Source organism: Desemzia sp. FAM 23990 (assembly GCF_045528485.1).
Classification (GTDB): domain Bacteria; phylum Bacillota; class Bacilli; order Lactobacillales; family Carnobacteriaceae; genus Desemzia.
This window is the reverse complement of record NZ_JBGQQW010000004.1, coordinates 23,331-38,887: the sequence shown is the minus strand read 5'-3', so window position 1 is coordinate 38,887 and position 15,557 is coordinate 23,331. Positions and strand designations below refer to the sequence as shown.

Genomic DNA, 15,557 nt, shown 5'->3' with positions numbered 1-15,557 from the left:
ACTTGCAAGCTTCAAACTTAGCGTAACGGCTAAAGCCTAACGCTAAGTAATTCCCATTGCTTCCTTTTCCATGGCTACAAGCAACCCCATAGTCCTCCATAAATTTCTAGGAATGAGCTTCTAAAAAGTTTAGAATTAATTTTTTTACTTACCAACGTCAAATATTGTAGAACCACTTTTTGAACGACCCATTAAGGGTTTTAAATAAGGCTAGGACAAATGTCCTAGCCTATGCCTTAATTTATCTTCTGCGTTTTGAATTGCTGACTTCCATAATGATCGGTAAGATAACCGGTCTTCTGCGTGTCTTATCGAACAAGAATTTGCTTAATGAGTCTCTGATGTCTTGCTTCAAAGCTCCCCATTCAAATTCATTTTGCTGTAAGTTCTCTTCAACGACTTTTTGGACCATTTCGCTGCTTTGTTCAATCAATTGCGTATTTTCTTTGACGTATACAAAACCACGAGTCATGACTTGTGGACCAGACGTAATTTCTTTTGTTTTACGATTAATTGTCACCACAGCGATCAGAATCCCATCTTGAGACAATAGCTTACGGTCACGCAAGACAATATTTCCAATATCCCCGATTCCAATACCGTCTACCATAGTATTCCCAGATTCTACTTGACCAGACATTGTCAAGCGGTTATGAGAATATTCCATGATATCTCCTTTGCCAGGAATAATGATATTTTTATATGAGATCCCTACTTCATGAGCCAAGTCAGCATGAGCTGCTAACATACGGTACTCTCCCGTTACAGGGATGAAGTACTTCGGTTGGATCAAGTTAATCATCAACTTCAGATCGTTCGGTGTAGCATGTCCAGAAGCTTTCAGATTATCGGTGATTTGTTTCACTTCTCCACCAGCACGGTAAACCATATTTTCAGTAGTGGCTACTGTAACTTCCATTTCATTTGAAGGGCTAGTCACGATATAAACTAGATCGCCTTCTTTGATATTCACTTGCGGATGCTTGCCTTTTGCCATACGTTGTAAGGTTTGGATCGGTTCGCCGGTGCTCCCTGTTTCAAGTACAACGATTTCTTGGTCTTCGTATTTTTCAATCTCTTTTACAGAAACGATCAATTCATCGCTTGGCAATTGCAATTTGTCTAATTTTAATGCTTTGTCGACAATCTCTTCCAAATGTTTTCCGGTAATAAAGATTTTACGATTGGAACGATGTGCTGCGTCCAATACTTGTTGGATTCTTAGAATATTGCTGGCCACAGCGGCCACAATGATTCGTCCATTTGTATTTTGGAAAGTATCCAATACTTCTTCAGCAACTTTCAATTCACTCACATTTTCAACAGGACTTTCAGCTTCACTAGAATCACTTAACAGTGCCAATACATTGCTTCTGCCGATATCGCTGATGCGGTTTAAATCTGTTTTATACATCGGTTTAGCACTCTGATCAAACTTAAAGTTTCCTGTATAGACAATGCTGCCTTCATCCGTTTTAACAACGATTCCGACAGAATCAGGGATAGAGTGAGTGGTTCTAAAGAAACTCACTACTGCGTTGCCAAATTCAATTTCGGTATGCTCATCGACTACATGGTAATCATCAAAATGAGCCACTTGTCCTTTTTCTTCGACACTCATTTTAGCTAACGCCATTGTTAATTCAGTACCAAATACCGGCACATTGAATTTTTGCAGAAAATACGGTAAAGCTCCTATAGAATCTTCATGTCCATGTGTTAAGAACACTGCAGTAACACGATCTTTATTTGCTTCTAAATAATCAAAATTTGGAATGACAACATCGATTCCAAATAATTCTGTTTCTGGATACATCAATCCGCAATCCAGAACAAAAATTTCTTCATCTACTTCCACAACGTACATATTTTTACCATTTTCACGCACGCCACCAAGTGGAATGATTTTAACTTTACTCATTACTTCACCTCTTTGGTTTTCTTTCATTACATTGTTGATACTTTTATGGATAACAAATTGCTAAGATACTTTCTTTTTCTTCAGGCGTACATTCTACTAAAGGCAATCTCAATCCTCCAACAGCTACCCCATTGTGATTCAACACACATTTTGTGGGTGCCGGAGAAGGAACAGAAAACAAACTGTCCATTTTTGGTAACAGCTCAGCAGATAGTTCAGCCGCTCGTTTCAATTGCCCGTCTTCTAAAGCGTCGTACATCTCGGACATTTCTTTACCAAATACTTGACTGGCTACCGAAACCACCCCATTGGCTCCAATGGCTTTAGCTGGAAGGGATAAATTATCTTCACCGGTGTAAACCAAAAAGTCTTCAGACGTATGTGAGATGATTTGGCTCATCGCATCCAACCCTGCACATTCTTTGATCCCTATCACATTATCAATGCCAGATAAACGAATAGTCGTTTCTGGATCTATCGACACACTGGTTCTGCCTGGAACATTGTAGATCATGATTGGTAATGCGGTACTTTTGGCTACAGCTTCAAAGTGAGCGAATAATCCAGCTTGATTCGGCTTGTTATAATATGGAGTAACAACCAATGCTGCATCGATACCGTTGATTTTTTCCACTTCTTGCGTAAAAGAAATCGTTTCAGCAGTATTGTTTGAACCAGTCCCTGCAATAATGGGAATACGTCCAGCAACATATTCAACCGTTTTTTGATACAAAGCCAATTTTTCGTCATGGGAAAGGGTTGGTGATTCGCCTGTTGTGCCACCGACCACGATTCCTTCAGTGCCTGTTGAAATTAAGTATTCGATAAATCTTTTTAATTGTTCATTGTCTACTTTATTTTCTTGATCAAAAGGAGTGACCATTGCTGTAATGATTCTTGCACGTTGAATATCCAAACTCTCACCTTCCTGTAATGCGATTTTTTTACGCTTTGACGCTTAATAAACCTAATTCATGCATTTTTTCGGCTATTTGTACCGAATTCCATGCCGCACCTTTTAATAAATTATCGGATACGATCCACATATGATAACCAGCTTCATCGTCTAAATCTTTTCGAATACGACCGACAAACACTTCTTTTTCGCCCTGTGTAGCTAATGCGGTGGGATAAAGCTGTTGAGTCGGGTCATCTTGAAGAATGATTCCGGGAGCTTCATTTAGCAACGATTGAATTTGTTCCACTGAAGCTGTTTCATCTTTCACTTCAATATAAACGGATTCTGAATGGCCAAATACCACTGGGATCCGCACACATGTAGCGGATACTTTGATTGCATCGTCTCCCATGATTTTTTTGGTTTCATTCGTCATTTTCCATTCTTCTTTTGTATACCCCTCTTCATCAAAGACATCGATTTGAGGCAACGCGTTGAATGCGATTGGAAAATGCTTCTTGTCTCCACCAGAAGGCAGGATATGAGCTTCGTACGGCTCATCGTTCAACATGTGCTGTGCTTGAGCATGCATTTCTTTTAGAGCAGCATTTCCAGCACCACTGACTGCTTGATAGGTAGAAACAATCACTCGCTTCAGCCCAAATTTATTTCGTATCGGATGTAAGGCTGCTACCATTTGAATGGTCGAGCAATTAGGGTTCGCAATGATTCCTTGGTGATGTTTTAAAGCTTCAGCATTCACCTCAGGTACAACCAAAGGAACTTTTGGATCCATACGGTATGCACTCGTATTATCGATTACGATTGCTCCGCGCTTCACGGCTTCAGGAGCAAATTGTTTTGATATGTCTCCTCCCGCACTAAATAATGCAATATCGATTCCATCAAATGATTCATTGGTTGTTTCTTGAATTTCAATTTCTTCGCCATTAAAAAGTAGTTTTTTCCCAGCTGAACGTTTAGAAGCCAATAAGGTTACCTCTTTGATTGGAAAAGCTGCGTTTTCCAACATTTTGATCATTTTGGTTCCCACTGCTCCAGTGGCTCCAACTACTGCAACTGAATACCCATTCATAACTTTCACTCCTGATCGATTACTATTTAACTTATATTGATGCTTTCGAATAATACCCTTACTCATTTTAGCATAATTACTGGCGAAATCATACCAAACAAAATCTTTAGGCAGCTGCTGACAGGATTTGAACTCTCTATTTTTTTATTTCTCTCTATTTTCTTTATAATGGCAGTGAAGTATTCTGATCACTCGTCTATAGAAACAAAAACAGAAAGGATGAAGTACAGATGATTTCAAAAGAACACAAAGAATCATTTACATTAACAGAACAACTCCACCATTCCATCGTTTCTGGTGAGATGTTAACTCATTGGAAGTACCAGAACATTAAAAACTCAGCCTTCTATCCTTCTGTGCATTATGCCATCTCGATGCATGATTATGGCTGGCAAAACTTTGATAAACAGCCTTTTTGGAACGATCGAACTCAGCAACCTTATTCTTTTATCGACTTTCCTATGATGGCAAAATTAGTCCTTTATCAACATGGGATAGATGTAATAGAAAAAGAAATCCCTATGCGGCTCTCTTGTGCAGCTGTCATTATCAAAACTTTTTTGCTGAAGAAAAAGCTGCTGCTGCTAAACAATTTGTGCAGCATGAGGAACAGCGTCAGTTCCAGATCAAAAAGACTTTGCCTCATTTCGATGAAGCACAATTTTTGTATCATTTTGGGTTGCTTAATCTCTTAGATGGGATCTCTCTTTTTGCAGCGATCACTGAACCAGAAACTGATAAGGAAACTACTCACCCATTTTTCAAAGACGGGTTGGAGATTCCTGACGTTTTAGGTTTAACGGACGAACGGATAAAATTGAATTAGGTAGATGAAAAAACCATAGAGATCGACCCCTTTCCTTTTGAAGAATCTTTCAGTTGTACGTTTAAACAAAAAGAACTTGCTAAAGAAACTATTATTCAAGACGGCTTTCTTGAAGCTTATGCAGAACAACCTTACAAATGCGTTTCTATCCGCCTAACGCCAACTGAAGAGTAAAAAAGAGAAGATCGTACTGAAAAACTCAGTACGGTCTTCTCTTTGGTTCATTAGTTTGATTCCGTTTTTTCTTGTTCGTCATCTGCCATCAATACTTTGTGTGAAAGATTGATGCGTCCTTGACGGTCAATTTCAATAACTTTAACTTCTATTTTATCTCCAATATTGACCACGTCTTCTACTTTTGCTACACGTTTAGTGTCTAATTGAGAAATATGCACTAAACCATCTTTACCTTTAGCAATTTCAACAAATGCACCAAATTTTTCAACACGTTTGACAGTACCGTTGTAGATTTGACCTACTTCAATATCTTTTGTCAATTCTTCAATGATTTCTTTGGCACGTTGAATCATTTCAGCGTCATCAGAAGCAATGCTGACTTTTCCATCTTGATCGATATCGATTTTTACGCCAGTTTCTTCAATGATAGCATTGATTTGGTCTCCGCCGCGGCCAATAACTACTTTGATTTTTTCTGGTTTGATTTGCATCATTTCGATTTTTGGAGCATACTTGCTCAATTCTTTGCGTGGTTCAGAAATAGTAGACACTAATTCATCTAAAATCTCCATACGAGCTTTTTTAGCTTGAGTCAATGCTTCAGTTAGGATTTCTTGAGTGATACCTTGGATTTTGATATCCATTTGCAATGCTGTGATTCCTTCAGCAGTTCCAGCAACTTTAAAGTCCATATCGCCTAAGTGGTCTTCCAACCCTTGGATATCGGTTAAAACAGTGTGGTTGTTTCCATCACTGACTAATCCCATTGCAATACCAGCAACTGGAGCTTTGATCGGTACACCGGCATCCATCAATGCTAAGATTCCTGCACAAATACTTGCTTGAGAAGAAGAACCATTTGATTCCAACACTTCTGAAACAACACGGATCATGTAAGGGAAATCTTTTTCATTAGGGATTACTTGAGCCATAGCTCGTTCGCCTAAAGCACCATGCCCAATTTCACGTCTACCTGGCGCACGGCCACGGCCAGTGCTACCAACTGAGAATTGAGGGAAATTGTAATGATGAATAAATCGTTTGCTTTCTTCAATGCCTAAGCCATCAATAATTTGATGTTCTCCTAGAGGCGCTAAAGTTGCAATAGACAACGCTTGAGTCTGTCCACGTGTGAATAAACCAGAACCATGAGCTCTTGGTAAAACACCTGTTTCAGAAGCTAATGGACGAATCTCATCGATTTTACGACCATCTGGGCGAATTTTATCTTCCGTAATCAAACGGCGTACTTCATCTTTTTCCAGATCTTCAACAATTTTCTTGACTTCTTTTTTGATACGAGCTGCTTCATCATGATCAGCGTATTTAGCTTCAAAAAAGGCAACCGCTTCTTTTTTAACGGCTTCTGTTTGTTCAGCACGTTCTTGTTTGTCAAAGATTTGGATCGCATTGACCATTTTTTCTTTGTAAGCTGCTTGTACTTCTTCTTGCACATCTGCATCTACTTCTAATAATAAAACTTCCATTTTTTCTTTTCCAACAGCTGATTGGATTTCTTCTTGGAAGGCTACTAATTTTTTGATTTCTTCATGACCGAACATCAGCGCTTCTAACATGCCTTCTTCAGACACTTCAGCAGCTCCACTTTCAACCATGTTGATAGCTGTTTTTGTCCCAGCTACTGTTAACTGGATATCAGACTCTTCATCTTGTTGAACAGATGGGTTAATGATCAATTCACCATTCACACGGCCAACATTTACTCCGGCAATAGGACCATTAAATGGAATATCAGAAACAACCAAAGCCAAAGATGATCCAAGCATTGCCGCCATTTCTGGAGAGCAGTCTTGTTCAACAGACATAACGGTATTCGTGATTTGGACTTCATTACGGAATCCTTCTGCAAACATTGGACGAATCGGGCGGTCAATTAAACGAGCTGTCAATGTAGCATTTTCGCTAGGGCGGCCTTCACGTTTGATGAATCCTCCTGGGATTTTCCCTACGGCATACATTTTTTCCTCATAGTTTACTGTTAGTGGAAAGAAATCCACATCCATTGCATCTTTGCTGGCAACAGCAGCTGTTAAAACAACCGTGTCTCCATAACGAACCAAAACGGCTCCATTTGCTTGCTTAGCTAACTGTCCTATTTCCACTGTTAAAGGACGGCCGCCAAGTTCGGTTGTAAAAACTTGTTTTTCTGTCATGTGTTGTTCTCCTTTTTTCCGAGAACTATTGGTATCCATGCAATCTACTAAACAAATGTCAGTATTTAATGTTTAAACGCTCACATTTGCATAGTAGGATAACGGATAGATCAACGTTCTCTTTGTATAAGTGATTTCTACTGCTTAACTAGCTGGTAAGCTAAACGCCTAGCTACACTCTCTCAAAAAACGAGTTGCGAAAAGCAGTCTATACGTCCTATAAACTAATACCAACTGTCAGGTAAATAGCACCTGTCTGTTGGTATTTTCTTATAGGCGAAAGGCTAAACGCTTTTCGTCACTCTCTCGAAAAAAAGCGAGATTCCTTAGAACCCCGCTTTTAATATAGACAAACGGATCTTAACGACGTAAGCCTAAGCTCTTGATTAATTCACGGTAACGTGCAACATCGTTGTTACGTAAGTAAGCTAACAAGTTACGACGGTGACCGATTTTTTTCATCAATCCACGGTAAGAATGGTGGTCTTTTTTATGAGTACGTGCGTGCTCATTTAAGTGGTTGATTTCGTCTGTCAATACAGCAATTTGTACTTCTGGAGAACCAGTATCTCCTTCGTGTCTTGCGTATTGTTTGATGATTTCGTTTTTGCGTTCTTTAGAAATAGCCATTTCTAAACACCTCTTTCTGATTTTTTCCTTTTACTGAGAAGTCGTTGGTGAATCGTACAACCAAGTAAAAGGTCTGTGCTTAGCGCACATCTAAATACTACAGAACTTTCTCTTAAAATGCAAGTATTAATCTGGTAATTCCCCTCATTTTACCGAGTTCTTTTTGACACCATTATATTTTGTATTCCGCTCTAATCTCAAGAATAGTATCTCGTAAGTTAGCCGCTTTTTCAAAATCTAATGCTTTAGCAGCAGCTCTCATTTCAAGCTCCATTGTTTCTACAAGCTGAACTCGCTCAGCTTTATTTAATTTCGAAATTTTCCTTACTGGAATATCTTTCGTTTCGTCCACTGCAGTAGTAATAGAAATCAAATCACGAACTTCTTTTTTGATCGTTTTCGGAACAATTCCATGATCGGTATTGTATTGCATTTGAATAGAACGGCGGCGATCTGTTTCATCTATAGCATACCGCATCGAATCAGTGATTCTGTCTGCGTATAGAATTACTTTACCATTCTCATTACGTGCTGCACGCCCGATAGTTTGGACCAGTGAACGTTCACTTCTTAAGAACCCTTCTTTATCCGCATCTAAAATAGCGACTAAAGACACTTCCGGCACATCGAGTCCCTCTCTCAATAAGTTGATTCCGATCAGAACGTCAAATACACCTAAACGTAAATTCCGGATGATTTCTGTTCGTTCTAGAGTCTTCACATCACTATGCAAGTATTCTACCTTTAAGCCGATCTCTTTTAAATAATCCGATAGGTCTTCGGACATTTTTTTAGTCAAGGTTGTAATAAATACCCGTTCATTTTTCTCGATCCGTTCATTAATTTCACCAATCAAATCATCGATTTGACCTTCAATCGGATGAATTTCGATAACAGGATCCAATAACCCGGTAGGACGAATAATCTGTTCTACCACACCATTGGTCCGTTCTAATTCATAAGGACCTGGAGTAGCTGAAATGTACATAATTTGATTGACATGCTCTTCAAATTCTTCTAATCGTAACGGACGATTATCTAAAGCGCTCGGCAGACGAAATCCATGTTCAATTAATTGTTGTTTTCTAGCTCTATCTCCGTTGTACATCCCTCTGATTTGAGACATCGTGATATGTGATTCATCCACTACAAATAATGAATCATCTGGAAAGAAGTCTAATAATGTATACGGAGATTCTCCTGGTTTCCGACCGTCCATATGGCGGGAATAATTCTCGATCCCTGGACAATACCCCATTTCCAAGAGCATTTCAATATCATAATTGGTTCGTTGTTCAAGACGTTGCGCTTCCAGCAGCTTATTTTCTGCGCGCAATTCTTTGAGTCTCGCATCTAATTCTGCTTGAATAGTTCCTACTGCGTGACGTGTTTGTTCATCATTGGCCACAAAGTGTGTAGCCGGAAAAACAGCTACGAATTCTACGTCTGCTTTGACTTCTCCGGTCAAAACATCCACTTCACGGATACGCTCGATCTCGTCTCCAAAAAATTCCACTCGCACGGCTTCACTATCTCTAGACGCTAAAAAGATCTCCACGACATCACCCCGAACCCGAAAACGTCCACGTTGAAAATCAATATCGTTTCGTTCAAATTGCATTTCGATCAATTTACGCAGCATGTCATCTCGACTGATCTCCATCCCAACTCGTAAAGACAAGACAAATTCTTTATAGTCCAATGGGTTTACCAATCCATAGATACAAGAAACTGAGGCTACAACAATCACATCTCGTCTATCGATCAATGAACTGGTAGCGGAATGACGTAATTTATCAATTTCATCATTGATACTGGCTTCTTTTTCAATGAATGTATCTGTTTGAGGAACATACGCTTCCGGTTGATAATAATCGTAGTAACTTACAAAATATTCTACCGCATTATTAGGGAAAAATTCTTTAAATTCACTATATAATTGTCCAGCTAATGTTTTATTGTGTGCAATGACCAATGTGGGTCTATTCACTTCTTGAATGACGTTGGAAACCGTAAATGTCTTCCCAGTTCCTGTTGCACCAAGTAATGTTTGCTCTTTAACTCCTGTTTGGAGCCCTTTAACCAACTGTTTGATAGCTTCAGGCTGGTCCCCACCAGGTTGATATTGAGAAACTAGTTCAAATCTTTTTTCTGACATATAATCTCCTCGCTTCTGCATGACTCACAACACAAATATCTCCTTTATATTCTAGCACTGAACGTATGTTCTTACAAGGTAAAGGGCCGTTATAACAAATGAGGTGTTACATAGTTTTGACAACAACCACTCGTTAGTTGGATAACCCCACTCTTCCCTAACCGAATAATTCTGGTCGGCAAAGCCTAAAACACAAAAACTCTGCTGGATAGGGTCAACCTATCCAACAGAGTTTTTGTGTTTTGTGAGTTGTTTGTAATGAACTTTTGGCGATCGTCAAAAGTTTTGAAATGAACTTGCAGCACTAGATCAAGCTACCACACAACAAAAAAGAGCCTGGAACACCAGACCCGATTCATTGGATTATTTAGCTAATTTAGCTGATAAACGAGATTTATCGCGAGCTGCTTTGTTTTTGTGGATTAATCCTTTAGATGCAGCCATATCAATTGATTTAACTGCACTGTTGAATAAAGCATTTGTGTTGCTGTCTCCAGCTTCAACTGCTTTTTCAAATTTTTTCACAGCTGTACGCATTGAGCTTTTTTTAGTGTTGTTTAAAACTGCTGCTTTTTCATTCGTACGAACACGTTTAATTGCTGATTCGATGTTTGGCATTTAGTACACCCCTCTTTCCTTATAGAACAACTAAAATAATTGTAAAATTATTTCAACATCGTTTATTATACCGGATGAATCTCTTGAATGCAATATTAAAGTGTAAAGTTTTTTTACTTGATAGGATAGAATAATGAATTTTTCTTATTTCTGTCTCCCTATTCCTTTTCCCTCAGCAAATTGCAAGATAAACAATTCAAATTGCATTTTACGATCTCCCTGACCCGTTTTCAATCGGTATTCCGTTTCGATCAATCCTTCAAACGCTTCAGTTAATGTACGCTCATCATGCTTTCTAATCTGCTGGCTAGCCAATTTCACTCGAAATGGATGAACTTTCAGAGTTGTCGCAATTTCGTTTTGCTGGAATCCCTGTTTCGTTAAAATAAATACTTGGATCAACAAACGAAATTGATTCGTCATGATCGCATTGATTTTAATAGGGTCTTCTTTTTGCAACAACAATTCTTGGTACAGATCCAGTGCTGATCCTGCTTGTTTTTTCAACACCATTTCATTTAAAGCGAAGATATTTTGTTCCAGTGATTTCGAAATCAATTCTTCAACAGCCGGCTTAAGTATTTTTTTAGACTCCATTGCATATAAAAACAACTTCGGCAATTCTCCAACTGCCGTACTTAAATTGGCATCTGTCAATTGAATCATCGTATCAAAAGCTTCAGGCGTAATTGTATAGCCTTCGTTTGCAATTGTATCTTGCAAAAATTTCCGAGTGTCTTTTTCTGACAACGCTGCTATATCAATCGTTGTTGCTGATTTTTTGAGCTGCTTGACGACTTTCTTTCGTTGATCTAGTTTTTCATATGGGGCAAAGAAAACCAATACAGTCGAAGGCGACGGATGTTGTAAATAATCCACTAATCCCTCGATATCATGCTCAATTTTTTGCTTGGCCTTTTCACCCGTTAAAAATACTGGGCGGTTGACGAAAATCAACCGGCGTTCCCCAAAAAACGGAATACTTTCCGCATCATTCAGCACTGTACTTAACGGTGTTTCTTCCATATCAAATGAACTGAAATTCAAATCCATTTCATCAGGAGAAATCACATGCTCAATGAAAGCTTTTTTTAACTTATCCGCTAAATAGTTCTCCGTTCCGAGCACCAAGTATACCGCAGATAATTCTTTTTTAGTTATCTTAGCCAGTTCAGTTGTATAATTCAACTTCTTCCCCACTTTCTATATCTCTTTAATCGTACAAATTGCATCGCTAGAAAGCAAGTCTATTTTGCCTATTTTTACATTAGAAGTTGGTTGCACTCTGTAAGATCGTATTAAACCGTCCTAATGGATCAAACCACAGATAAGGAAAGTAAACATAGTGAATGGCTCCCTGTTTATCTGTCCGGTAGATTTTTAGGTTCTCTTGTTCCAATACATCAAGCACTTCAGTATGGGGATGACCAAACTGATTGTTTAACTTAGCGGAAATCAGCGCCACTTGAGGTTCTAACCGCTGTACAAAAAGTTCACTCGTAGAGGTATTGCTGCCATGATGACCCACTTTCAAAATATCTGCTTTTAACCCAGGAAACTGATCTAACAATTCTTTCTCTTCCTCGATCCCCATATCTCCAGTAAACAGCCAATTGTAAGCGCCAATCTTGCCATACAATACAAGTGAATCTTCATTTTCCCCCGTCCCCGTCTCAAATGGCCACACCACATATAAAGAGGAAGTCACTTTGAATGGTGTCTCGCGGTCAGCTAATACACCAGTAAGAGCAACTCCGTTTTTCTTGAGGACTTGAGCTGTATCAGAAAACAATTCTTTTTGCTCCGTTCCTGCCGAGTAAATTACTTCCTCAATGGGCAGCTCATCGGCTAATTCAGCTAATGCCTGAATATGATCGGCGTCACCATGCGTTGCAAAAACACGATCTAAATGTCTAATGCCTTTTGCTTTCAACAAAGGGATCAGATTTCTATTGGCAACAGTTGACGGTTGTTGTTTTTCGGTCCATTCTTCTCGTTCAAAAGAAACCGTCCCTCCAGTATCGATTAAGTAGTTTCCTTTTCCGAAAGGTTCTTTAATAAGAATCGCATCTCCTTGACCCACATCAATAACGATCACTTCTGTTATAGGAGAATACGCTTGGTATTGAGCCACGACTATTAAAGCAACCAATGCAACAACAGATGCTTTTCCAATGCCTTTTTTTGTCTCAAGAGCAATAAACCAGATTGTAAGGACAACACAGAATACGATCATTAAAATCAGCGGTATTCTTCCCGTCACGATCAGATTAAAGGGTATCTTAGAGAAACTTTTGGCTATCCATTCAGGAAAACTCAGCACTTTTTCAAATACGGCTAACAAGCCCGAGAATAAGACAGTATCTCCAATCAAAAAGGAGAATACCAAATAGATCAGCAAAGGTATCAGAACCCACGAAAAAAAAGGAATGAAGATAAGATTCGCTATCGTTCCGATCCAGGGAAACTCAAAGAAATGGAACATCAGCACCGGAATCGATGCTACCGTCATCACAAATGAAATCAATAAATTGTTTTTTAAATACGAGTGTTGAGGAGCTAAAAACGTCTTAGAAAATAAAATCAATAATAAACTCAATAAATAGCTCAATTGAAACCCTACACTGCTGATTTGATAAGGATCGATCAACAAGGCCAGCAATAGTGTGATCGACCAAGCATCAAAACTGGAGAGTTTCCATTGAAAACGGTGAGCGCTCAATGTCATAAAACTAACGACCACAGCTCTAAAAGCACTTGTTCCCCAACCAATCAAACTGCCGTATAAAAAAAGAATCGGCACTATTATAAAATAACTCGTTTCTTTCGTTACCCCAAACCGCAATAAAAGGTACGACAATCCAGCGAATAAGAATTGGATATGTAAACCAGAAATACTCAATAGGTGCAACAACCCCAAGTCTTTAAAATCCTGCAAGAGTTCCGTCTCAAATGATCCCACATCCCCAAGAAGAAGTGTTTTCATATAATTTCCTACTTTAGGTGTGACTTGTTCCTCAATATGCCGCACCAGCCGCTGCTTTAAATGGAGTAAAGAAAATTGTTGCCAATAGCTGTTCGTTTTTGGACTAGTGACCAACGATAAAGTATCTGCTGAAAGTACCCAATGGATCCGTCTATTAAAAAGGTATTCTTGGTAGTCAAATTGATATTGATTGCGATTGCTTTCTGGTTCTGTCAGAATCCCTTCAATCTTTATTTTTTCGAATGATTCTTGAGACTGCCACCACTCTTTTTCTTCAAGAGTCTCAGCATAATAAAACACGACCACTTCTTCAGATACTTGTTTCTGCTGATCAGTTTCTTGAACGGTACCGTAAAATTGCATCTGATTGCCATCGTATTTGATATCCGTTGGTTGGACATCGACTACAAATTGTCCGGCTTCGTTTAACAACTCGGTATGGTTTGAATAATGATGCCAACAAGTCGCTAAACCTATCATACCACCTATAGCTAGTGAACAAACCAGTACCTTTCTATTCTTTAATGAATAGAGACGGACTAAACCGTATAAAACCAACAAGACTGTCAGCCAATAAAATTCGCTTACCACCATACAAACCAGTAGCAATGAGAAAAGAGCAGAATAAAGGTAGTATCCTGTCAATTAAGATTCATGGATGTGTCCAGATTGATTGGTTTTAGACTGTTCTTTTACGAGAAGGTCTAATTTTCCAAAAAAATCTGTCGGTAAACTTACTTTTTCGCATTGAACATGGGCTTGTTCAATCAATTTCTTTGCATACTCATTATTGTGGTAATCTTCTAAGTAATAAATTTTCTTTATTCCTGCTTGCAGAACCATTTTTGTGCATTGCAGACAAGGGAAATGAGTCACGTAAATTTCTGCGTTTTCTGTTTCTACACCAAACTTGGCACACTGGAGAATAGCATTCATTTCTGCATGGATTGTACGCACACAATGGCCATCTACTACATAACACCCTTCATCAATACAATGGCTGTCTCCACTTACAGAACCATTATAACCGCCTGCAATGATTCTTTTTTCTCGAACGATCGTTGCCCCCACCATTAAGCGCGTACAAGTACTCCTTTGCGCTAACAATACACTTTGAGACATAAAATATTCATTCCACGGAATTCTTTCTATCATTCTAATCCTCCTACTTTCCATTCACTGCACGCGACCCTTATCTCATGCGGAACATACAAATAATTACTTCAAGTATACAAAAGCCCAAAATGAGTTGCAACAAGACTTTTAGTCTTCGTTACTGAGAACCTACTACTACAAAGTCTTTCAGTGCTTCAAAAGTTTTGTCTCCGATTCCAGACACGTTTTTCAATTCATCAGTGGATTGAAATGAACCATTTTCTTCACGATACTGAATGATCTTTTCTGCTTTCTTTTCTCCTATGCCATTTAAAGTTTGCAACTCTACTGCATCCGCTGTGTTGATATTTACAGTTCCTTCTTTTTCTTCACTCTCATTTCCGTTTAAATTTCCACTTAAGCTGGTTTCATCAGTGATTTCTTTTGCTTCTTCTCCTATGAGAGGTACATACACCACCATTTGATCTGTTAATTTTAAAGCTAAGTTGATTTGAGATTGGTCCGCGGAGATCAAAAATCCTCCAGCTAGTTCAATTGCATCCATCAGCCGCATATCAGAGGTTACTTGATAAACTCCTGGATTGCTCACAGCTCCTTTTACATCTACATATAGATCTTGTCCCTCTTCAGTTATCCCTTCTGCACTCTCTGCCTTCATAGATTCTTCCTCTTGCATAGGCTCCATCAAATATTGTTCAGTCGTCTCCTCCACTCCCATCTCTGATGTCGTTTCATCTTTTGAGTTCATGAATAGAAATAACGTAACAACAAAAAATAGGAGTCCCATTATACCAACAGCTGCACCGTTCCATAATGGAACTGTCATTATTTTTTCTTTGAACTTTTGCAACATCTTTTAGCACCTGACTTTCCGTTTTTGTCCCATAATTTCTCCTTTTTCTAACTATACGAAAAAGAGCTTCTTTTCATTAAAATTTTTAAAGCAAAAAAAGAGCA

The 15,557-nt window shown here is 38.8% G+C and carries 11 protein-coding genes and 1 pseudogene; 1 reads left to right on the top strand and 11 read right to left on the bottom strand.

What is annotated here, in order from left to right; all coding sequences use genetic code 11:
* Nucleotides 1-241 precede the first annotated feature (241 nt).
* From ACEN4I_RS02305 to ACEN4I_RS02295, 3 genes are read right to left on the bottom strand one after another with little or no spacing between them, the layout of a single operon-like run.
* Complete coding sequence (locus tag ACEN4I_RS02305) at nt 242-1,921, bottom strand: ribonuclease J (protein WP_407095413.1); 1,680 nt, start codon at nt 1,919-1,921, stop codon at nt 242-244.
* A gap of 43 nt (nt 1,922-1,964) precedes the next feature.
* A complete protein-coding gene (dapA, locus tag ACEN4I_RS02300) occupies nt 1,965-2,837 on the bottom strand; it encodes a 4-hydroxy-tetrahydrodipicolinate synthase (protein WP_407095415.1) in 873 nt (290 codons plus the stop codon).
* Nucleotides 2,838-2,865: 28 nt separating this feature from the next.
* Nucleotides 2,866-3,915, bottom strand: a complete 1,050-nt coding sequence (locus ACEN4I_RS02295; protein ID WP_407095418.1) for an aspartate-semialdehyde dehydrogenase — start codon at nt 3,913-3,915, stop codon at nt 2,866-2,868.
* Between the two features lie 230 nt (nt 3,916-4,145).
* On the opposite strand from ACEN4I_RS02295, the pseudogene ACEN4I_RS02290 reads away from it, so the two are divergent.
* Nucleotides 4,146-4,741 (top strand): annotated as a pseudogene (locus ACEN4I_RS02290) (DUF3891 family protein).
* A gap of 224 nt (nt 4,742-4,965) precedes the next feature.
* On the opposite strand, the gene pnp reads toward ACEN4I_RS02290, so the two are convergent.
* From pnp to ACEN4I_RS02250, 8 genes are all read right to left on the bottom strand, one after another.
* Nucleotides 4,966-7,092 (bottom strand): polyribonucleotide nucleotidyltransferase, encoded by a 2,127-nt coding sequence (pnp, locus tag ACEN4I_RS02285; RefSeq protein WP_407101699.1) that lies wholly within the window; start codon nt 7,090-7,092, stop codon nt 4,966-4,968.
* Between the two features lie 360 nt (nt 7,093-7,452).
* Complete coding sequence (gene rpsO, locus ACEN4I_RS02280; protein WP_407095422.1) at nt 7,453-7,722, bottom strand: 30S ribosomal protein S15; 270 nt, start codon at nt 7,720-7,722, stop codon at nt 7,453-7,455.
* Nucleotides 7,723-7,894: 172 nt separating this feature from the next.
* Nucleotides 7,895-9,880 carry an excinuclease ABC subunit UvrB gene (gene uvrB, locus ACEN4I_RS02275; protein ID WP_407095424.1) on the bottom strand — a complete coding sequence of 662 codons (1,986 nt, stop codon included), beginning with the start codon at nt 9,878-9,880 and terminating at the stop codon, nt 7,895-7,897.
* Between the two features lie 363 nt (nt 9,881-10,243).
* Nucleotides 10,244-10,498: a 30S ribosomal protein S20 gene (gene rpsT / locus ACEN4I_RS02270; RefSeq protein WP_407095426.1), complete on the bottom strand. Its 255-nt coding sequence runs from the start codon at nt 10,496-10,498 to the stop codon at nt 10,244-10,246.
* A gap of 144 nt (nt 10,499-10,642) precedes the next feature.
* On the bottom strand, nt 10,643-11,698 hold the full coding sequence (gene holA, locus ACEN4I_RS02265; protein ID WP_407095428.1) for a DNA polymerase III subunit delta: 1,056 nt from the start codon (nt 11,696-11,698) through the stop codon (nt 10,643-10,645).
* A gap of 67 nt (nt 11,699-11,765) precedes the next feature.
* Nucleotides 11,766-14,078 carry a DNA internalization-related competence protein ComEC/Rec2 gene (locus tag ACEN4I_RS02260; protein ID WP_407101697.1) on the bottom strand — a complete coding sequence of 771 codons (2,313 nt, stop codon included), beginning with the start codon at nt 14,076-14,078 and terminating at the stop codon, nt 11,766-11,768.
* 51 nt (nt 14,079-14,129) lie between these two features.
* Entirely contained in the window at nt 14,130-14,636 is a 507-nt protein-coding gene (locus ACEN4I_RS02255) for a ComE operon protein 2 (RefSeq protein WP_407095565.1), read from the bottom strand.
* Between the two features lie 121 nt (nt 14,637-14,757).
* The gene (locus tag ACEN4I_RS02250) at nt 14,758-15,453 is read right to left on the bottom strand and encodes a helix-hairpin-helix domain-containing protein (protein ID WP_407095430.1); all 696 of its coding nucleotides are present in this window, start codon (nt 15,451-15,453) and stop codon (nt 14,758-14,760) included.
* Between the last annotated feature and the right edge of the window lie 104 nt (nt 15,454-15,557).